General features: G+C 68.4%; 19 protein-coding genes and 1 pseudogene. 15 read left to right on the forward strand and 5 right to left on the reverse strand.

Annotated features, from left to right (window positions below):
* Positions 1–74: 74 nt before the first annotated feature.
* The 9 genes from pip (at position 75) to EDD90_RS07320 (ending at position 8,825) form a co-directional block, all read left to right on the forward strand.
* Entirely contained in the window at positions 75–1,034 is a 960-nt protein-coding gene (gene pip, locus EDD90_RS07280) for a prolyl aminopeptidase (protein ID WP_123972310.1), read from the forward strand.
* 651 nt (positions 1,035–1,685) lie between these two features.
* Complete coding sequence (locus EDD90_RS07285) at positions 1,686–3,470, forward strand: peptide ABC transporter substrate-binding protein (protein WP_221305071.1); 1,785 nt, start codon at positions 1,686–1,688, stop codon at positions 3,468–3,470.
* Positions 3,471–3,480: 10 nt separating this feature from the next.
* Positions 3,481–4,434 (forward strand): ABC transporter permease, encoded by a 954-nt coding sequence (locus EDD90_RS07290; protein WP_123972312.1) that lies wholly within the window; start codon positions 3,481–3,483, stop codon positions 4,432–4,434.
* A 4-nt stretch (positions 4,435–4,438) separates the two neighbouring features.
* Positions 4,439–5,356: an ABC transporter permease gene (locus tag EDD90_RS07295; protein WP_260327691.1), complete on the forward strand. Its 918-nt coding sequence runs from the start codon at positions 4,439–4,441 to the stop codon at positions 5,354–5,356.
* Positions 5,357–5,384: 28 nt separating this feature from the next.
* The gene (locus tag EDD90_RS07300; protein ID WP_123972314.1) at positions 5,385–7,454 is read left to right on the forward strand and encodes an ABC transporter ATP-binding protein; all 2,070 of its coding nucleotides are present in this window, start codon (positions 5,385–5,387) and stop codon (positions 7,452–7,454) included.
* A 173-nt stretch (positions 7,455–7,627) separates the two neighbouring features.
* Positions 7,628–7,912: a hypothetical protein gene (locus EDD90_RS07305; protein ID WP_123972315.1), complete on the forward strand. Its 285-nt coding sequence runs from the start codon at positions 7,628–7,630 to the stop codon at positions 7,910–7,912.
* A 23-nt stretch (positions 7,913–7,935) separates the two neighbouring features.
* A complete protein-coding gene (locus EDD90_RS07310) occupies positions 7,936–8,337 on the forward strand; it encodes an IS3 family transposase (protein WP_185148968.1) in 402 nt (133 codons plus the stop codon).
* A gap of 51 nt (positions 8,338–8,388) precedes the next feature.
* Positions 8,389–8,550 (forward strand): hypothetical protein, encoded by a 162-nt coding sequence (locus EDD90_RS58895; RefSeq protein ID WP_398928461.1) that lies wholly within the window; start codon positions 8,389–8,391, stop codon positions 8,548–8,550.
* An 11-nt stretch (positions 8,551–8,561) separates the two neighbouring features.
* Positions 8,562–8,825, forward strand: a complete 264-nt coding sequence (locus EDD90_RS07320) for an integrase core domain-containing protein (protein ID WP_398928463.1) — start codon at positions 8,562–8,564, stop codon at positions 8,823–8,825.
* Between the two features lie 148 nt (positions 8,826–8,973).
* Here EDD90_RS07320 and htpG read toward each other — a convergent pair whose 3' ends face one another.
* The gene (gene htpG / locus EDD90_RS07325) at positions 8,974–10,893 is read right to left on the reverse strand and encodes a molecular chaperone HtpG (RefSeq protein ID WP_123972319.1); all 1,920 of its coding nucleotides are present in this window, start codon (positions 10,891–10,893) and stop codon (positions 8,974–8,976) included.
* 128 nt (positions 10,894–11,021) lie between these two features.
* Entirely contained in the window at positions 11,022–11,672 is a 651-nt protein-coding gene (locus EDD90_RS07330; protein ID WP_123972320.1) for a type III effector protein, read from the reverse strand.
* Positions 11,673–11,799: 127 nt separating this feature from the next.
* On the opposite strand from EDD90_RS07330, the gene EDD90_RS07335 reads away from it, so the two are divergent.
* The 4 genes and pseudogenes from EDD90_RS07335 to EDD90_RS07350 form a co-directional block, all read left to right on the forward strand.
* On the forward strand, positions 11,800–12,231 hold the full coding sequence (locus EDD90_RS07335) for an Hsp20/alpha crystallin family protein (protein ID WP_123972321.1): 432 nt from the start codon (positions 11,800–11,802) through the stop codon (positions 12,229–12,231).
* A 101-nt stretch (positions 12,232–12,332) separates the two neighbouring features.
* A complete protein-coding gene (locus tag EDD90_RS07340; protein ID WP_123972322.1) occupies positions 12,333–12,728 on the forward strand; it encodes a DUF2267 domain-containing protein in 396 nt (131 codons plus the stop codon).
* 68 nt (positions 12,729–12,796) lie between these two features.
* Entirely contained in the window at positions 12,797–13,231 is a 435-nt protein-coding gene (locus tag EDD90_RS07345) for a DUF2267 domain-containing protein (RefSeq protein WP_123972285.1), read from the forward strand.
* A gap of 57 nt (positions 13,232–13,288) precedes the next feature.
* Positions 13,289–14,424, forward strand: a pseudogene (locus tag EDD90_RS07350) (ISAzo13 family transposase); the annotation flags it as partial.
* 411 nt (positions 14,425–14,835) lie between these two features.
* Here the strand turns inward: EDD90_RS07350 and EDD90_RS07355 are convergent.
* On the reverse strand, positions 14,836–15,408 hold the full coding sequence (locus tag EDD90_RS07355) for a TetR/AcrR family transcriptional regulator (RefSeq protein WP_221305072.1): 573 nt from the start codon (positions 15,406–15,408) through the stop codon (positions 14,836–14,838).
* Positions 15,409–15,683: 275 nt separating this feature from the next.
* On the opposite strand from EDD90_RS07355, the gene EDD90_RS07360 reads away from it, so the two are divergent.
* Both EDD90_RS07360 and EDD90_RS07365 read left to right on the forward strand, forming a co-directional pair.
* Positions 15,684–17,063, forward strand: coding sequence for a carboxypeptidase regulatory-like domain-containing protein (locus tag EDD90_RS07360; RefSeq protein ID WP_260327692.1), 1,380 nt, complete (start codon positions 15,684–15,686; stop codon positions 17,061–17,063).
* A gap of 204 nt (positions 17,064–17,267) precedes the next feature.
* On the forward strand, positions 17,268–18,179 hold the full coding sequence (locus tag EDD90_RS07365; RefSeq protein ID WP_123972323.1) for an NAD(P)H-binding protein: 912 nt from the start codon (positions 17,268–17,270) through the stop codon (positions 18,177–18,179).
* A gap of 117 nt (positions 18,180–18,296) precedes the next feature.
* On the opposite strand, the gene EDD90_RS07370 is transcribed toward EDD90_RS07365, so the two are convergent.
* Together EDD90_RS07370 and EDD90_RS07375 are read right to left on the reverse strand one after the other, a co-directional pair.
* Entirely contained in the window at positions 18,297–18,557 is a 261-nt protein-coding gene (locus tag EDD90_RS07370) for a hypothetical protein (protein ID WP_123972324.1), read from the reverse strand.
* Positions 18,558–18,992: 435 nt separating this feature from the next.
* Entirely contained in the window at positions 18,993–20,519 is a 1,527-nt protein-coding gene (locus tag EDD90_RS07375; RefSeq protein WP_398928466.1) for an FMN-binding glutamate synthase family protein, read from the reverse strand.
* Positions 20,520–20,553: the final 34 nt, after the last annotated feature.

Raw genomic sequence — 20,553 nt, forward strand, 5'->3', positions numbered from 1 at the left:
ACACCCGTGTAATGCGGCAAGTTGGGAAAGAAATCACGGAACTCAACCACGATCACCCCGTAGGGTCGATGGTCATGGTTGATCTCTACCCTCCGACTCATCCCTACGACAGTGGCTTTCTCGACGCCGGAGACGGCAACCGCATCTACTACGAACAGTACGGCAACCCTCAAGGCAAGCCTGCCCTCAACGTCCACGGCGGCCCAGGGTCCGGCGCGCCCCAGCGGCCGACAAGGGCCTGGGATCCCGAGCGCTACCGCGTCATCCGCTTCGACCAGCGCAACTGCGGTCGCAGCACCCCGCACGCCAGCGACCCGGCGGCGGACATGAGTCTGAACACCACACAGCACCTGATCGACGACATGGAGCGGCTCCGCGAGCACCTCGGCATCGAAAGGTGGTTGCTGAACGGCGGCTCCTGGGGCGCGACACTCATCCTGGCCTATGCGCAGCAGCACCCCGCGCGTGTCACCGAAATGGTCATCCCAGCCGTCACGACGACCCGCCGCACCGAGATCGACTGGCTCTACCGGGGTGCCGGACGGTTTTACCCCGAGGCGTGGGACCGGTTCCGCGACGCCGTCCCCGAGGAGGAGCGAGACGGCGACCTGCTGGCGGCTTACGCGCGGCTGATGGAGAACCCTGACCGGGCGATCCGGGAGAAGGCCGCTGCCGACTGGCTCGCCTGGGAGGACGCGGTCATCTCGAACGAGCCCAACGGCATGCCCGGCATGTACAGCGATCGCGAAGTCGACGCGCAGATCGCATTCGTACGGATCTGCGCCCACTTCTTCAGCAACGGCGCGTGGCTGGACGAGGACCAGCTGCTGCGCAACGCCCACAAGCTGGCCGGGATCCCGGCAGTGCTGGTCCACGGCCGACACGACATGGGCAGCCCGGTACAGACGGCGTGGGAGCTGGCGAAGGCGTGGCCGGACGCGCGGCTCCACATCATCGAGGACTCCGGACACGCCGGAAGCGACGCGATGCAGGAGACGGTCCGGACGGCCATCGAGGAGTTCAAGAACCGGTGATCCTCAGGGCACGTAGAGGACGTCGAGCTGACCTTCGGATTCCGCGCCGCGCAGTCGGCGCGTCTGGCCGCCGGCACCCGGTCCGAGACGTCGACCCGGACCGGGGCACGGTCGGCCCGCGGCTTCCACTTCTGCGCCTGCCGGTTCGCCCCAGGCCGAACCGATCGCATTGCACTGGGCAGGTCGCCGACCTCTACTGGGCGCACGGAAAGGGCTCAATCCTTGCGGATGCGGCTTGTCAGGAGGATCAACAACGCTGACACCGCGCCGGTTCCCCCTTTATAGTGACGCCTGTGAACTCCACCAGCACGGCCGTTGTCACGGTACGCATCGACGCCCATCGCCGTCGCGTCGTGCGCCGCTGTTGTAGCTGCTGTCGTTGAGGATGCCTGGGGCCTGACCCGGACATCGGTTCACTTTCCTCGAGTCCCCGCATGACCGCCGTGCAAGCACTGGCACGCGCGGGAGCATCGTTTCCGGCCGAGCATGGACCACGTACGCCACGGGTAGGCCCATGGAGCCGTGATTGGCATGAGCATGCCGTTACGGGTGGGGTTGATTCGGACGTGGCGTCGTCAGAGCAGAGAGGCGAGGACCCGCATGCGCACTATCCATCGACTGAGAGCCGCCGTGGGCGCGTTAACCCTGGCGATGGTTGCCGTCGCATGCACCGGAGGCGGCAACGGAGCGATCACCAACGGCGCGAGCGCCCATCCCGCCGAAAAACCCGTCAATCGAGGCGGAACGGTCACCATCGCGGAGCTGGGCGCGGTGCCCGACTTCATCTTTCCGCTGCCACCCGCGACGAACCAGAACGGCTACAACGCCAACCTCACCCAGGCCATGTGGCCCTACCTGGTGTACGCAGGAGACGGCGCCAAGTCGGTGGTGAACAAGGAGAAGAGCCTGTTCACCTCCCTCGACTACACGAACGGCAACAAACGGCTCACCATCCACCTCAAGAGCTGGAACTGGTCGGACGGCCGGCCGATCACGAGCCGTGACTTCACCTTCGTCTACAACCTGCTGAAGGCGAACGCCTCGAACTGGAACGCCCATCTCGTCGGGCTCTTCCCCGAGGACGTCTCGAAGGTGACCACACCGGACGCCCACACCGTGGTGCTGGACCTCACCAAGGCGTACAACCCGGACTTCTACACCGACGACGTACTCAGCACCATCCCGCTGCTCCCGCAGCACGCCTGGGACAAGACCTCCGCGACGGGCACGGTCGGCGACCACGACACGACCACCGCGGGCGCGAAGGCCGTGTACGCCTACCTGCAGAAGGAAGGCGCCAAGACGACCGCCTTCGCGACCAACCCCCTGTGGCAGGTCGTGGACGGGCCGTGGAAGCTGGCCGAATTCCGCACCAACGGCTACTACAGCTACGTACCCAACACCGCGTACTCCGGCTCCGCCAAGCCGGTACTCGACAAGGTCGTCCAAACGCCCTTCACCACCGACACCCCCGAGATCAACGCCCTGCGTTCGGGCAGCTCCCTCGACGTCGCCTCGCTGCCGCTGAACGACATCAAGCAGGCGGAGGCCCTCAAGTCGAGCGGGTACTCGATCGCGAGCGTGCCCATCCCGGGCGTGTCCGGGATCCTGCCCAACCTGTACAACTCCTCGGCCGGCCCGGTGCTGCGCCAGTTGTACGTGCGCCAGGCCTTCGAGTACCTGATCAACCGCACGCAGATCGTCTCCAAGGTCTACAGCGGCTATGCGGATCCGGGTAACGGACCCGTACCGGTCAAGGCCGGCGGGCCGTGGGTGTCGGCCCTGGAGAAGGCCGGCGGGCCCTATCCGTACTCCCCCGACAAGGCGAAGGCCCTTCTGCAGGCGCACGGTTGGAAGGTGGTGCCGGGCGGGACGACGACGTGTGAGAGCCCCGGGACCGGCTCCTCGCAGTGCGGAGCCGGCATCAAGGCCGGCCAGGCGCTGACCTTCGACCTGGTCTACTCCTCGGGCCGGGCCACCACGGACGAGCAGAACGCCGCCATCAAGTCCTCCGAGGCCCAGGCCGGGATCACCGTCAACCTCAGGTCCGAGCCGTTCAACACGCTGATCAGCAGGATCGGCACGTGCACCGCCAAGTCCCACCCCTCGTCGACCTGCGGCTGGCAGCTGGCGGAGTTCGGCTACGACCCGTATCCGCTCTACCCCAACGGCACCGGGTTCTTCGACACCGGCGGCTACAACAACTCCGGCGGCTACTCCGACCCCAAGATGGACCAACTGGTCAAGGCCACCGAATACGGTTCCTCGGCCCAGGCGTTCACCGCCTACGAGGACTACACGGCCCGTCAACTGCCCTGGCTGTGGCTGCCGTTGCGCGAGGGCCTGCTGGTGTACCGGACGAAGCTGCAGGGCGTCGTCCCGCTGAACCCGTTCTCCAGCGCGAACACCTTCGAAGACTGGGGCTACTCCAAGTGACGAGCGCTCTGTGACCGCTTACCTCATCCGCCGGACCGGACAGGCGATCGTGGTGGTGTTCGGCGTCGTGCTCCTGACGTTCATCATGATCCACCTGGTGCCGGGCAGCGCCGCCCGGGCCACCCTCGGGACCCGGGCCACCGCCGAGCGGATCTCCGTCTTCAACGCTGCCAACGGCCTGGACCGGCCGTTGGCGGCGCAGTTCGTGACCTTCGTGAAGCAGGCTGCCGTGGGCGACTTCGGGACGTCGTACTCCCTGAACCAGCCCGTGTCCACGCTGATCGCGCAGCGGCTGCCGCGTGACGCCGTGCTGCTGGGGCTGTCCACGCTGCTCACCCTCGCGGTCGCCCTGCCGATGGGGATCTTCCAGGCGGTGCGGCGGGACCGCGTCACGGACCACGTCCTCACCGTCGTCTCCTTCGTGCTGTACTCGATGCCGGACTTCTTCTTCGCGCTGCTGCTGGTCGCGGTCTTCTCGGTGCAGTGGCACCTGCTGCCGCCCCAGGCCCCACAGGCCGAGTCCGTCGGCGGCATCCTGGCCGACCCGCAGGCCCTGGTCCTGCCGGTGGTCACCCTGAGCCTGGTCAGCGTGGCCGGGTTCAGCCGGTACATGCGGTCGTCGGCCATCACCACCCTGGCGCAGGACTACGTACGCGTCTCCCGCGCCAAGGGACTGCCGGAGCGGCTGGTCCTGCTCCGGCACGTCCTGCGCAACTCCCTGCTGCCGGTCATCACCGTCCTGGGGCTGGCCGCCCCGAACATCGTCGCCGGCGCGGTGATCGCCGAGTCGGTGTTCAACTACCCGGGCATGGGGCTGCTGTTCTACCAGGCCGCCACGAGCAAGGACTACCCGATCCTGCTCGGCTCGACCCTGGTGGTCGGTGTGGCCACCGTCGTCGGCAGCCTCCTCGCCGACATCGCCTACGGCCTCCTCGACCCCCGGATCCGCTATGTCGACGCTTGAACCCGTGGACCTGCCCGAACCCGAGCCTGCGCCTGAATCGCCGGGCGCGCCCGAACCCGCGGCCCCGGCGACCGCTGCGCGCGGCTCCCGCCCGCTGCTGACAGCGTTCGTGCGCAACCGGCGTGCCCTGGTCGGACTGGGCATGGTCGCGGTGATCGCCGCCTTCTGCTTCATCGGGCCGCTGCTGTACCGGACCGACCAGGCCACCGTCCGGCTGGACCTGAACGATCTCGCGCCCGGCGCCGGGCATCCGCTGGGCACGGACGCCTCCGGATACGACGTGCTGGGGCGGCTGATGACGGGCGGGCAGTCGTCGCTCGAACTCGGTTTTGCGGTGGCCCTCGCCACGACCGTCATCGGCACGCTGTACGGTGCCGCAGCCGGCTATGCCGGCGGAGTCGTCGACGCGGTCATGATGCGGGTCATCGACACGTTCCTGGCCGTCCCCGGCATCGTCCTGCTGCTGATCATGGTCAGCCTGTTCACGCCGAGCCTGTGGCTGATCGTCGTGCTGCTGTCGCTGCTGTCCTGGCTCGGGGCCGCACGCCTGGTCAGGGGCGAGGTACTCAGCCTGCGGTCACGGGAGTTCGTCCAGGCTGCACGGATGATGGGCGGCACCTCAGGGCGCATCGTCGTACGCCACCTGGTGCCGAACGCCGCCGGCGTCATCATCGTCAGCGGCACCTTCACCATCGCCGACTCGATCCTCACCCTGTCGGCCCTGAGCTTCCTCGGACTCGGGCTGCCCCCGCCGCACGCCGACTGGGGTTCGATGCTCTCCGCCGGGCTCAACTCCCTTTACGACGGCTACTGGTGGCTGGTCTACCCGCCTGCGGCGGTCCTGATCGCCACCGTGGTGGCGTTCAACCTGATCGGCGACGCCGTCCATGACGCCCTGGACGTCCGACTGCAACGCCCGTGACCGCTGTGACGATGCGAGGACAACACGCATGCCACCCCTCCTCGAGGTCAGGAACCTCACCACGCACATCAGCACCCGCCGTGGCGTCGTGCGCGCCGTGGACGACGTGTCCTTCACCCTGGAAGCCGGCGAAACCCTTGGCCTTGTCGGCGAATCCGGCTGCGGCAAGTCCATGACCGGTCTGTCCCTCATGGGCCTGCTGCCGCCCGGTGGCGCGCTGGTCGGCGACTCCTCGGTGGCGCTGGACGGGCGCGAGCTGGTCGGACTGCCCGAACGCGAACTGCGCCGGGTGCGCGGCAACGACATCGCGATGGTCTTCCAGGACCCGATGACCTCCCTGAACCCCACCAGGACCATCGGTCACCAGGTCGCCGAAGCCGTCCTGGTGCACCGTGGCTGCACCCCGGGCCAGGCAGCCGACCGAGCAGCCGAGGTCCTCGGCCTGGTCGGCCTCCCGCACCCCCGCGAGCGCCTGAAGGACTACCCCCACCAGCTGTCCGGCGGCCTGCGCCAGCGGGTGCTGATCGCCATGGCGCTGGCCAACGAGCCCCGGGTGCTGATCGCCGACGAGCCCACCACCGCCCTGGACGTCACCATCCAGGCGCAGATCCTCACCCTGCTGGCCGACCTGCGCGAACGGCTCGGCATGGCGATGATCCTCATCACCCACGACATGGGTGTCACCGCCGGCCACGCCGACCGGATCAACGTCATGTACGCCGGCCGTATCGCCGAGAGCGCCGGCACCGACCGGCTGTTCCGCGGCATGCGGCACCCCTACACCCAGCGTCTGCTGGCCTCGGTGCCACGCCTGGACCAGGACCCGGCCAGGCAGCTACCCAGCATCCCCGGCCTGCCCCCGGATCTCACCGCCCCGCCGGGCGGCTGCCGGTTCGCCGACCGCTGCTCGTACGCCACCGAGCGCTGCCGTGCCGAGGAGCCGGAGCTCACCGGCACGGACGGTTCCGACGGTCACCGGTACGCCTGCTGGCATCCGACCAGCGGCCCCCTGCCGCAGCATGCCGTCGCCGTCGCGCCGCACCCGGACGTCGTACCGGCTGCGGCCGCTGGCCGGCCGCTGCTCGAAGCGCGCGGCCTGGTCCGGGAGTTCCCGGTCCGCGGGAACCGGCTGCTCGTCCGTGGCCGGCGCGTCGTGCACGCCGTCTCCGGCGTCTCCCTCGCCCTCGGCCCCGGCGAGACCTTCGGCCTGGTCGGCGAGTCCGGCTGCGGCAAGACCACGCTCGGGCGCCTGCTGGTCGGCCTCGACCGGCCCGACGCCGGCACCGTCACCCTGGACGGCACCGACCTCGGGCACCTGCGCGGCCGTGAGCTGCGGCGACGCCGCCGCGACCTGCAGATGATGTTCCAGGACCCGTTCTCCTCCCTCGACCCTCGCATGCGGGTCGGCAGCATCCTGCGCGAACCCCTCCGGATCCAGGGCATCGGCACCGCCCGCCAGCAGAAGGCACGCATCGCCGAACTGCTCGCCGAGGTCGGCCTGCCCGAGCGGGGACTGGAGCTGTACCCGCACGAGTTCTCCGGCGGCCAGCGTCAGCGCATCGGCCTTGCCCGAGCGCTGGCGCTCACCCCGAAGCTGATCGTCGCCGACGAGCCGGTCTCGGCGCTGGACGTGTCCGTACGGGCCCAGGTGCTCAACCTGATGAAGCGGCTCCAGGCGTCCCACGGACTGTCCTACATCGTCATCTCGCACGACCTTGCGGTCATCCGCTACCTCGCCGACCGGATCGGCGTGATGTACCTGGGCCGTCTGGTCGAAGTCGGCAGTGCCGACGACATCCATCTGCGCGCCGCCCACCCCTACACCGCCGGGCTCCTCAAGGCGGTTCCGATACCGGACCCGGCAGTGGAACGGGCCAAACACGGCACCGGCATCAGCGGCGAACTGCCCAGCCCCGTCGACCCACCCTCGGGGTGTCGCTTCCGGACGCGGTGCCCGCTGGCCCGTGAGCGCTGCACGCACGAAGAACCCGCCCTGCGCCTGTTCGGCCCCGGCCACACCGCGGCCTGCCACTTCCCACTCCTGCCGGCGCTCTCGAACCACGCGGCAAACGCCGCCACGGACACCTCCGGACACTGATGGCTGGAAGCATCCCGCGGCTGTGTGCGCCTCGCCCCGGGCCCACCAGGTCGCACACGTCCCGACGACCGAGGAGGCGTCATGAGGACAGAGGTCCTGCAGCCGCTGCTGCCCTCGCCCGGGCCGTGGCCGGCGGGCCGGCACTGGTTCGACGCGTGCTACGCCGGGGCCCCTTGACCGCCGAGACGGCCTCGGTGATCGATGACGAAACCCGCTGCTGCGACCTGCCGACGCAGGACCGCGTCGGGCAAGAAAATCGTGGGCCGCAAACGGAGCATCGTCATCGACACCGTCGGACTCCGGACGCCGGCCAGCGGCCCGGAGTCACGTCGGAAGAAGCCGCGGAGATCAAGCGGCTGCGAGCCGGGAACGCCGAACTGCGACGGGCGAACGAGATCCTCAAGGCGGCCTCGGCTTTCTTCGCGGCCGAGCTCGACCGGCCGTCGAAGCGCTCGTAGCGTTCATCGACGCACACCGCCAGGTGTTCGGAGTCGAGCCGATCTGCCGTGTCCTGACCAGCCACGGACTGAAGATCGCGACGAGCACCTACTACGCCGCCAAGAACCGCACCCCCAGCGACCGGCCGGTCCGCGACGAGGAGCTGAAGACGCAGATCAGCCGCATCCACGCGGACAATTTCAGCGTCTACGGAGTCCGGAAAGCCTGGCGGCAGCTGCACCGCGAAGGCATACCAGCGGCCCGCTGCACCGTCGCCCGGCTGATGCGCGACCCCGGCCCCGAAGGCGTCCGACGCGGGAAGAAGATCCGCACCTCCGTCCGGGACGACAGCCAGGACAGGGCTGGTGACCTGCTCAGGCGCGACTTCACCGCGTCACGTCCGAACGAGCGGCGGGTTGCTGACTTCACCTACGTCGCCACTTAATCCGGGACCGTCTACGTCGCGTTCGTCGTGGACGTGTTCTCCCGGGCGATCGTGGGCTGGCCCGCCGCCGCCGGCAAGCGGGCCAAGCTCGTCCTCGACGCCCTCGACATGGCCTTGTGGCGACGCGACCGCGCGGGAACTCCCGCTGGACCGGGGCTGGTTCATCATTCGGACCCGGGCAGTACACGTCTTTCGCATTCACCGCACACCTGACCGAGGCCGGCATCGACGCCTCGATCGGCACCGTCGGCGACGCCCTGGACAACGCGCTCATGGAATCCCAGATCGGCCTCTACAAGACGGAGTTGATCAAGCCCCGCAAGCCCTGGCACGGCCTCGCCGACGTCGAACTCGCCACCACGGAATGGGCCGACTGGTTCAACAACCAGCGCCTCCACACAGCGATCGGAGACATCCCGCCCCACGAGCACGAGACCAATCACTACGCTCAACACCAGCCCCAACCGGCGGCTGGAGTCAACGCATAGAGCCTCCACCGACCCCGGAGCGGTTCACACCCGCCCGCCCCGACACCCGTACGGGTGTCGGGGCGGGCGGGTTCATAGGGAGTGTGAGGGTGGCGAGGTCGGGGTGGGTGCGACCGGGCTCTTCGGCCGTGCAGGGCCGCACCCATGGTTACAGAGTGCGGGTCAGGCGGTCGGTGAGCAGCCGGGTGAAGCGGGCCGGGTCGGGCAGGTCGCCCCCTTCGGCGAGCAGCGCGCTGCCGTATATCAGCTCGGCGATCTCCGCCAGTGCGGGGTCGTCGGCGTTGGCGTCGTGTGCTGTGCGCAGGGCGGTGATCAGCGGGTGTGCGGGGTTGAGTTCCAGGATCCTCTTGACGTTGGGCAGTTGCTGTCCCATCGCCCGGTACATCTTCTCCAGGGTCGGCGTCAGGTCGTGGGCGTCGCCTACGATGCAAGCCGCCGAGGTCGTCAGGCGTGACGACAGGCGGACCTGCTTGACCTGCTCGGACAGGGTAGTGGTCAGCCACGGCAGCAGGGCGGCGAAGTTCTGCTCGCGCTGGGCCTTCTCGGCGTCGGTTTCCTGGTCACCGTCGACGGACTCGTCGAGGTCGACCTGGCCCTTGGCAATGGACTGCAGACGGTGGCCGTCGAAGGCCGGGACCCGGTCCACCCACACCTCGTCGATGGGGTCGGTGAGGATCAGGACCTCGTACCCCTTGGCGGCGAAGGCTTCCATGTGCGGGGAGTTCTCCACCATCGCGCGGGTCTCGCCGGTCAGGTAGTAGATGGTGTCCTGCCCGTCCTTCATGCGCTCGACGTATTCGCGCAGCGTGGTGGTCTTCTCCGGGGCGTGCGTGGAGGCGGCCGACACCAGCTCAAGCAGGGCCTCGGTGTTGTCCGTGTCCTCGACCAGGCCTTCCTTCAGCGCCCGGCCGAACTGCGCCCACACCATCGCGTAGCGCTCGGCGTCCTTGGACTGCATGTCCTTGATGGCGCCGAGGACCTTCTTGACCAGGCGCCGACGCACGCCACGGATCTGGCGGTCGTGCTGGAGGATCTCGCGGGAGACGTTCAACGACAGGTCGTGGGCGTCCACGACACCCTTGACGAAGCGCAGGTAGTTGGGCATGAGCGCTTCGCAGTCGTCCATGATGAACACCCGCTTGACGTACAACTGCACTCCGCGCTTGGTCTCGCGGGAGAACAGATCGAAGGGTGCCTGCGAGGGGATGAACAGCAGCGCCTCGTACTCGAAGGTGCCCTCGGCGCGCATATGGATCGTCTCGGCCGGGGCCAGCCAGTCGTGGCTGATCTGCTGGTAGAACTCGTTGTACTCGTCCTCAGTCACCTCGCTGCGCGGCCGGGCCCACAGCGCCTTCATCGAGTTGAGCGTGTCGACGTCGTGGGTGGTCTCGCCCTCGGTGTCGGTGCGCTCAGTGGCCATCCGGATAGGCCAGCGGATGAAGTCCGAGTACTGCTTGACGATCTGACGGATCTTCGACTGAGACAGGTAGTCGGCGAGCCCGTCCTCGCTGTCGGCGGGCTTGAGGTGCAGGGTGACCGACGTGCCCACGGGCAGGCCGTCGACGGCCTGGAGGTCGTAGGTGCCCTCGCCGTCGGACTCCCACTGGGTGCCGGAGTCGGTGCCGGCCCGCCGGGTGCGCAGGGTGACCTTGTCGGCAACCATGAACGCCGAGTAGAAGCCGACGCCGAACTGCCCGATCAGGCTCTCGGCGGTGGCGGCGTCCTTGGACTCCTTGATCTTCTCCAGCAGGCCGGCGGTGCCGGACTTGGCGATCGTGCCGATCAGCTCCACGAGATCGTCCCGGGTCATGCCGATCCCGTTGTCACGGACGGTCAATGTGCGGGCGTCCTTGTCGACCTCCAACGAGATGTGCAGGTCGGTGGTGTCGATCTCGACGAGGCTGGAGTTGGTCAGCGATTCCAGCCTCAGCTTGTCCAGTGCGTCGGAGGCGTTCGAGATCAGCTCGCGCAGGAAGATGTCCTTGTTCGAGTAGATCGAGTGAATCACCAGTCGGAGCAACTGGCGGGTCTCGGCCTGGAATTCCAGCGTCTCGACACTGCTACCCATGTAGGTCTCTTTCTGTGGGAACGTCATGAACGGATTGGACTCGGGCCGAGACAGATCGTTGCCCGCCGTCGGCATGGTTCGGGGCGGGCCGGACTGCACCCGCATGTTGTGACTCTCTGTGGCGGGAGTCAGTCATCGTCAGCTGCTGTCGTCGCGAGCCGGTCGTCTAGGGCGTCCAGGCAGTTGACGAGGTCGGTGTGGTGGGCATCGAGGTAGGGGCGCATGCCGGTCAGGGGGGCAATGAGCTCGGCGGCGTCGGTGGCGCCGAGGGCGGCATGCAGGACGGCCTGGGCTGAGCGCGCTTCGGGCGCGAGGTGGGCGAGGGCGGTGATCTGTCCGGCGAGGCGGCGCAGGTCGGCGGCGTTGGCGCGGGCCCAGGTAGCAGTAGCGCGTTCGGCGGCCCTGGCCTGGCGGGTGGCCGTCACGCGCTGCTCGCCGGTGGTGCCGACGGCGCCGGGGCGGCCGCGCAGATATCGGCGTTCGGCGGCCTGGCGGCTGGCGACGCCGAGGGGGCGGGCGAGGTCGGCCCAGCTGGCGCCCGCCTCGCGGGCGGTCTCGATCAGGCCGGTCTCCCAGCCGGCGAGCTGCTCGCGCACCTGCCGCAGCAGCATCAGGGAGGCCAGTGCCTGCTCGGGACCGGGGCCGACGGCGTCCGGGGTCTCGTGCTGGGCATCGCGCAGGGCGTCGTCTATGGCGGCAAGGGCCGCAGCGGCGGCGAGAAAGGACGCCGGGCTGTTCGCATCGGTGCTGGGTGAAGCGGGCTGGTTGGCCGGGGTCATGGACACCTCCCTCAAGTAGTCATCCTTCAGACGACACAGTGTTTGTCATCCATTGGATGACATGTTACAACGGATTCAGTGAGGCGCATTGGCCGCCACTGCCTGAACCTTCTGGAGGTGTTTTCCGATGTTGATGCGCACCGACCCCTTCCGTGAGCTCGACCGGCTGGCCCAGCAGCTCATGGGCCCCGGCACCTGGTCGCGTCCGTCCCCGATGCCCATGGACGCCTACCGCGAGGGTGACCAGTACGTGGTGGCCTTCGACGTTCCCGGCGTCAGCGCGGACGCGATCGACATCGACGTCGAACGGAACATGCTGACCGTCAAGGCCGAGCGCCGGCCGGTGGCGAAGGCCGACGACGTACAGATGGAACTGTCGGAGCGGCCGCTGGGCGTCTTCTCCCGCCAGCTCGTGCTCGCCGACACGCTGGACACCGAGCACATCCAGGCCGACTACGACGCGGGCGTGCTCACCCTGCGCATCCCGATCGCCGAGCGCGCCAAGCCCCGCAAGATCACCATCAGCGCCGGGTCCGGCCGCAAGGAAATCTCCGGCTGAACCGGACGCACAAGGACTCGACAGCGGCGGAGGACGGGTATCTGTTCGCCCCTCTTGCCCGTCCTCCGCGCCCCTCGGACCGAGGAAGGGTGGCGGCGAACGTGACTGTGCGACGGGAAGCATTCCTCGACCGCGTGAAGGAACGCGGCGAGTACGGCACCGAACAGGAAGCCGAACGCGCGGCCCGTGTGGTGCTCGCCCTGCTGGGCGCACACCTGGTCGGCGAGGTACGCGCCCGGCTGGCAGCGCGTCTGCCGGAAGGCTTCGCCCTGATCCTCCTCAACCCGCTGCAGAGCGCCGAGCCGCTGCCCCCGGAGCGGTTCGTCCGCGCGACCGCGGCCTGGATCGAGGGCGCCACCGAGCAGACCGCGGTCTGGGACGTCAGCGCCGTCCTCTCCACGGCCGCCGACGCCGCCGGCGACGACCTGCTGGGCCAGATCCTGCTCCAGCTCCCCGCAGGCTACGACCTGCTCTTCGGCCGCCCTCGGCCCACGTGACCACCCACCCACCGGTGACCGCACACCGGCACCACGACCCTGGTGACAGAAAGGCAACCACCGCAGTGATGTCCGACCGACCCGCACCGTTCCAGCAGCCCTACAACAGGGCTTACGAGCAGATGCTGGAGAAGGTCCGCTACGACGGCGCCTACCCCACCCGCGAGAAGGCCGAGGAAGCCGTCCGCCTCGTCCTTTCGGGACTGGGACGCCAGCTGACCGGCGACGAACGCGTCGAACTGGCCGCCCGCCTGCCCTTCGAAGCAGCACGCATCCTCACCGCCCAGATCCCCGACACCCAACCCCTGACCGGCTGGGCCTTCGTCAAGGACCTCGCCGCCCGCACCGGCGCCTCCCAGGCCACCACCCGCTGGGACACCGGATCCGTCTTCTCCGCCGTCGCCGCCTGCGCCGGTCCCGACCTGATCACCCGCATCCTGCGCCGGCTCCCCTCCGGCTACGCCCTGCTGTTCGGCCGCGCCGAACTCACCCCCGCCGCCTAGCCGGCAACGTCCGTCTCGGGGCGGACACGACGACCGCCGCGTCGCTGTCCGCTTGTCCTGAGATTCGGGGTGTTGTTCCCTCATCTCAATGAGCGGCAGCAGCGGCTGGCGCTGGCCGCCGAGGCCCGGCTGCTGGGGTACGGCGGGGTGAGGGCCGTCGCGCGTGCCGCAGGGGTGAGCGAGACGACAGTGCGGAAGGGCGTCTTCGAGTTGGAGGGCGGCGAGAACCCACTGCCTGAGGGCCGGGTCCGCCGGGACGGCGGCGGTCGAAAAAGCGCCGAGGAGCTTGACCCGCTGCTCGTTCCGGCGTTGCTGGCACTGGTTGAGCCGGATGAACGGGGCGATCCGATGTCGCCGCTTCGGTGGACGACCAAGTCGCTGCGGTCTCTGGCCGGGGAACTGACGCGTCAGGGCCACGCCGCTTCGGCGCCGACCGTGGGCAGACTGCTGCGGGAGAACGGTTTCAGTCTGCAGGCCAATGCCAAGACCCTTGAGGGCGCTCAGCACCCCGACCGCGACGCGCAGTTCCGGTATATCAACGACCAGGTCAAGGCCCATCAGGCGGATGGCGAGCCGGTGGTCAGCGTGGACACGAAAAGAAGGAAGTCGTCGGGGAGTTCAAGAATGCGGGACGTAACTGGCGGCCGGCCGGTGAACCCGTCCGGGTCGACGTCCATGACTTCCCCGGTGACGCGCTGGGCAAGGCCCTGCCCTACGGCATCTACGACCTGGCGGCGGACACCGGCTGGGTGAACGTCGGTACGGACCACGACACCGCGGCCTTCGCGGTCGAATCGATCCGCCGCTGGTGGAACGGGCAAGGACGCCTCGACTACCCGCAGGCCCGACGCCTGCTGATCACCGCCGACGCCGGCGGCTCCAACGGATACCGCACCCGGGCGTGGAAGACCGAGCTCGCAGCGTTCGCCGCCCAAACCGGCCTGACCGTCACGGTCTGCCACATGCTGCCCGGCACATCGAAGTGGAACAAGGTGGAACATCGGCTGTTCTCCGCGATCACCATGAACTGGCGCGGCAGACCGCTGAACAGCCACGAGGTCGTCGTGCAGTCCATCCTCGCGACCACCACCCGCACCGGCCTCACCGTCCGCGCCGCACTCGACACCGGCACCTATCCCACCGGTGTGAAGATCAGCGACGCCGAGCTGAACGCGGCACCGGTCACCGGCCATACGCGCGCCAGAGCGCCGTCTCCAGCGACCACCGCCAAGATCCCTTACCCCGCGCACGCTTCCCACCAGGGCGGATGAGGTTTTCGGCAAGGGCAGCGTCGACAGCTGGAGGATCTCACCGACGAACTGACGGTCCCACCACGGCAGTTGCTCGGCGCGATTTCTCAATGCAGTTCGCGCAGCGCCTTGACTCCCCTTGTGAACTGTGCGACTTGGCCGCGTGGACGAAATCGCGGGACCGAACTCCCAGCCTGCTTCGCGTGTACGGGAGCGATACCGAGATCCCGAAGAGGGCGGCGGAAGCTGACGCCGCCTGGTCGGCAGGGTGGTGGCCCGCCTGTCGCGTCGGGCGGGCTCCGGGTTCCACGACTCAGGGCGAAGGCCTGCTCCTCGCCCTGGCGAGGAGTGTCCTCAATCGTCGGCCACCGCGACCGCGTCCCTGATGAGGCGGCGAGCGGCCGCGTCGGTACGGGCGACGTCATGAGTCACCAAGCGGTCCTGACACAAACCGCGCAGGCCGGAGACCAGGAGCGTGGCCCCTGCCCGCGCCGACTGCGGCGAGTGCCCCAGCCGGACGTAAGCAGCGGCAATGGGGCTGACCATGACCTCGATGGTCTCGGCCGCAATCTCGCCATACTGCTCGGGATCGGTGGCTGCCAGGCTGAGCAGCTGCAGCAGCATGCGGATCGGCCCTGACTGCTCCCCGACGGTCATCGCTTCCCACAGGGCACGGGCCGCCGTTCGCAGTCCGGCGCCGTCGCTGACATCGTCGAACATCGCGTGGGCGTCGGGACGGCTGGCGGCCAGTGCCTGGGCCAGCAGGTTCTCACGGCTGCCGAAGTAGTACAGAAGCATGCGCTTGGTGGTGCCGATCGACTCGGCGAGCGGACTCAACGACATCTGCGCGACGCCGTGGTGCTGGAGGTGGCGCACCACCTGCTTCAGCAGTTCGGCACGCTTTTCGGCATTGACGGGACGAGGCACAGCTTTGACTGTACCGACCGGTACGCGTATGGTGCAACGGACGTAGATGTGCCGATCGGTACATTAATTGAGTGGCGCCGTCCCGATGGGCGGGTGCGCGCAGCCGAGAGGAGTGTCGTGAAACCGGCCGGACCACGAATAGTGCAGGACCACCGGCACCGGCGAGGAGGTCTCGGGCATCCGGTCGGCCGGGTGCCCCGAGGGCACTGGGGTGCGGCCCGCCGCGGCCTCCGAGGGGTGGCCCCGTGAAGCACCGGATCGAGCATCCTCGGGGCATGTCCTTGGCCAGAGTCCTGGCTGAGGCCGTCTCCATCCCGGCGATACTCTTCCTCGGCCTGCTGTTCTGCTTCCCCATGGCCTTTCACCAGCCTCAGCCCGACCACGCGAAGCTCGTGGTCGCCGATCTCGCGACGGAACGCAAGGTCGACACCGCTCTGCAGCGGCAGCATCCCGGTGGCTTCGACGTCACCGCCGTGGCAGACGCCCAAAAGGCCCGCCAGGCGGTACTGGACCGGGACGCGGTGGCAGGCTTCGCCGCGAAGGGCAGACATGCTGACCTGTACGTGGCCAAGGCCAACGGGGTGACCCTCGAGCAGGCACTGACCAAGGGCTTCACCCAGCTCGCGGCACACAACCACCAGAGGCTCACGGTCACGGACGTGGCACCCACGGTGAGCAAGGACGGGTCGGGCACGACCCTGGTGTACTTCGGAATCGCCTGGAACGTCCCCGGCTACATACTCGCCACAACCCTGCTGCGGGCGGTGACCTTCAACCGGCGCAGGAAACTGATGACGGTCGTGGGCGTTGCTGCCCTCTTCAGCGTCGTGGGTTTCTACGTCGGCGTGGGGCTGGGCTTCTTCCCCGACGACCCCGCGGCCCTGGCGATCGCCTTTCTGCTCACCACGGCGGTGGCCACGTTCTCCCTCGGTATGGCGCCTTTCGTCAAGCACTTCTTCCCGCTGGTGGGGCTGGGTCTGTACGTCGTGCTGAGCGTGCCCTCCAGCGGCCTCGTCCCCGTCCAGCTGCTGCCGAGGTTCTTCCAGGGCCTGCACGCCGTCATGCCGCTGGGCAACGCGGTCGACGGCCTGAGGGGAGTCCTGTACTTCGACGATGCGGGAGTGCTCAAGCCGGTCCTCGTGCTGTGCGCGTGGATCACCGCGGGTACGGCCCTGCTGAGCCTCGACGCGTGGCGGCACCATCGCATGGCCGTGCGGCGGGGAGCGGAGGTCGAGCAGGAGGACATTCCGGAACCGCCGGTGGAGGACCCTGTCGTGGAGGCGCCCGCACCTACCGCGCTTCCGGTCCATGCGCATCACTTCGGTGAGCTGTTGCCGATGCTGGAGGGTGTCGTCCGCGACGGCGAACAGCAGCCCGTCCGCCATGCCGCGGTGACCGTCATGGACACCGGCGGCAGGCAGCTGGTGCGGACCACGACGAACGCGCGGGGCGAGTATGCCGTGACCGGTCTGCCCGAGGGATACATCAGCGTGGTGGTCTCGTGCCCCGGCCGAGATCCGCTGGTCCACCAGAAGCTGCTGCAGTCCGGTGTGGCTGTCCGGGCCGACTTCTCCATGCGCGACCGGCGCAACGGGACGTCGGCCCGCGCTGCCACCCAACGCCTCGATCTCAGCCAGGCGAGACACGGATCCTGAGCAGGCGCCGACGAGGTTGATGCGCCCTGCTCGACGCAGACCGCGACGATCTCGGGGCGCCGGAGAATCGCCGCGCCCGGCGTGGCGGTGGACCACGCTGCCATCGCACAGCCGAGGATGCCGCCGAATGCGTCGCTCTCTTTGCCGGACACAAGCGAAAACAGGAGTGCTGTGACCGGCGGCGGTACCGGATGGAGGAAACATATGTCTGAGACGAACCACGCCATGGTGGCGGTCACCGGGGTGACCGGAGCGCTCGGCAGCCGGATCGCGGCCCGACTCGCCGGCCATGGCGTCCCTCAACTCCTCGTCGGACGCAGTCCCGACCTCATGCCCAAACTGCCAGGCGCCCAGCGACGCGGTCCGGCCGCCTACGCCGACGCCTCGGCCATGCGCCAGGCGCTCGAGGGCGCGTCGACCCTCATCCTGGTCTCCGGACACCGCACAGGACGCCGGTTGGAGGAACACTCCACCGCGGTCGAGGCCGCGATCGCGGCCGGTGTGGACCGGGTCCTGTATGTGTCCCTCGTCAGCGCGGCGCCCACTGCCACCTACCTCAACGCCCGCGACCAGTGGCTGACCGAACAGTTCCTGGCAGGGGCCGGGATCCGCCACACAGTGCTCCGGGCGGGCTTCTACACGTCGACGCCTGCCGCCCTCGCCGATGAGGCATTCGTCGTGAGCGGCCCCGTGACGACCGGCCGGGCGGCCTTCGTCACCCACGAGGACATCGCCGACGTGATCACAGCGGTCGCCCTCGACGAGGGTCCCCGCTCCGAACACGACGGCGCGACCCTGGAGATCACCGGGCCCGAGGCCCTGACCCTCGACGAAGCGGTCAGCCGGATCGCCGCGGCCACCGGCCGGCCCTACCGCTTCGAGACCGAAACCCTTGAGGAAGCCTTCGCACGGCGATTCCGACTGGGCATGAGCGGGCAACAGATCGAGACCTGGATCTCGTGGTACCAGGCGATCGAAAGAGGCGAGCTCTCCGTGGTCACCGACGTTGTCCCCCGGCTCACCGGCTCACCGGCGACCCCGATCTCGGACGCGGCCTGGTGGCCCGAGCCGAACACCGCGCGTGGTACCGCTGAGCTCAGGCGGGAGCGAAGCTGAGTACCTGAGAGTACGTCCCTGGAAAACCACCCTGGTGGTCGAGAGCGGCTGGTCCTGGCACCGCGCCGAGGATGTCCTCTACCGCAGCGTACTCGCCGCGCTCCGGTGACACATGGATCACGACAGGGCGGCCTCTGCGGGCTCAAGGTCCCATCTGCCGATGGAGTCACGGTGCAGGCAACGCGGTTCGGCCCACCCCTGGTCAAGAACGACGTAATTCCGCTTTCCCCGTTCGGCGGGTGTCTCGGCCCGGTCAGCGGCGATCCGCCGGGCTTGTTGTCGGTCTTGGGCGTTGTCGACCAGGTAGTAGCAGCGGGCTGTGCGACCGGGGGCAACGTGGTAGCGGAATCCGATCAGCCACAGGGCGGTGTCACTCATTGCCGGTTCCTCGGCTCCAACGATGGACAGACGGTCCTCACTTCATGTCGCGATGGTTCTCATGACCGGTTGCCAGCCACGCCGAAAGCCAGGGTTCCAATCCGTGCTCGGATGCCTCATGGGTCGATTCATTTTTCGGAGAGTCGAAATCTGAGGCGGCGCACTCCCGGGTGCGCGGGCGGTACGAAGAGGGTGTCTCGGATTCACCCGGCGTGAGGCCCCGAACCGTGGGCGTAGCGTTCATCGTGCCGACACTCCTGACTCCTGTGGAGTAGCAACTGCCAACACCACCCGGTTCGCCGATGCACGCCTCGGGCCGGACGGCCTGGGGGAATTGACACGCCGCTGTCGACGCCGGTCTGAGTATGCCCACAGGACAAGGCCCTTGCGGACACCACGGACGAGGCGAGGCTCCTCGTACAGCGGCGGGGCTTGTCACGCGTCGAAGCGGTCGGGATCGGCGGTCTTCCAGTCAGCCGCCCAGGACTCTGGCGGCTCGATCAGCAACTGCCCTGGGACCAGCCAGTCGTAGAGCTCCGCGTAGGACCGAACAGTGACGGGGTCCACGCGCCGGCGCAGCATGTGCGGGCGCAGATCGGTGGGTTCGCTCACACCCAGCGACGCGATGATCTGCTGTGCGCTCTTGACGGTGGCGGAATGAAAGCGGTGGACCCGGGCCGACTTGTCGTCGACGTTCAACGCGCGAGCGCGGCGCGGATCCTGTGTGGCGACACCGACGGGGCAGGCGTTGGTGTGGCAGCTCTGCGCCTGAATACAGCCGATGGCGAACATCATGGCGCGTGCAGCATTGGTGAAGTCCGCCCCCTGCACCAGGCGCTTGACTATGTCGGCTCCCGTGGCCACCTTGCCACTGGCGCCGATCTTGATGCGATGCCGCAGGCCGGCGCCGAGCAGGGCGTTGTGGACGGTGATGAGCCCCTCGGTGAGTGGAGTGCCGAGGTGGTCGGCGAACTCCAGCGGCGCCGCTCCGGTGCCGCCCTCCGCTCCGTCCACGATGATGAAGTCCGGCGTGACGCCCTCTTCGATCATGGCCTTGCACACCGCCAGGAACTCACGCCGAGAGCCCACGCACAGTTTGAAGCCGACGGGCTTGCCCCCGGCCAGCTCACGCAGCTCGGCGATGAACCGGATCAGTTCCCGGGGTGTCCCGAAGGTCTGGTGATAGGGGGGCGAGATGACGGTCCGCCCTTCGGGGACCTCGCGCACGCGGGCGATCTCGGCGGTGACCTTTTCTCCGGGCAGCACCCCTCCGATGCCGGGCTTGGCTCCCTGAGACAGCTTGAGTGACACGCATTTCACGTGATCGTGTGCGGCTTTTTCGGCGAACCTCGCCCGGTCGAAATGCCCGTCCGCGGTGCGGCAGCCGAAGTATCCGGTGCCGATCTCCCACACCAGGTCACCACCGTGGCGCAGGTGGTACTCCGACAGGCCGCCCTCGCCGGTGTCGTGGGCGAAGCCTCCCAGGGCGGCACCCCGGTTCAGGGCGAGGACGGCGTTGGCGGACAGCGAACCGAAACTCATCGCAGAGACGTTGAGCAAGGACATGTCGTAGGGCTGCGTGCAGTCCGGGCCGCCGATGCGGACCCGGGGCTCCTCCACTCCCACCGGGAACGGACTGATCGAGGTCTCGAAATACTCGTAACCCTCGGCGTAGACGTTCCGCTCGGTTCCGAACGGCAACTCCGCTGCGCCTCCCTTGGCGCGCTGGTACACGAGACTGCGCACATCCCGGTCGAATGGGCGGCCGTCGTAGTTGCGTTCAATGAAATACTGCTGCAACTCCGGCCGGATCGACTCCAGCATGAAGCGGATATGCCCCAGTATCGGATAGTTGCGCAGGATCGAATGACGCCTTTGGAGCAGGTCATGAATGCCGACTCCGCCTGTCACCGCGCACAACACGGCGGCCGGCCACCACCAGGGAGAGACGGTAAACGCCATGGCAACAAAGGCGATTGCGAGGGCTCCGATGAAT

Origin of the sequence: Streptomyces sp. Ag109_O5-1 (assembly GCF_003814875.1) — a bacterium.
In the GTDB taxonomy this organism is placed as follows: domain Bacteria; phylum Actinomycetota; class Actinomycetes; order Streptomycetales; family Streptomycetaceae; genus Streptomyces; species Streptomyces sasae.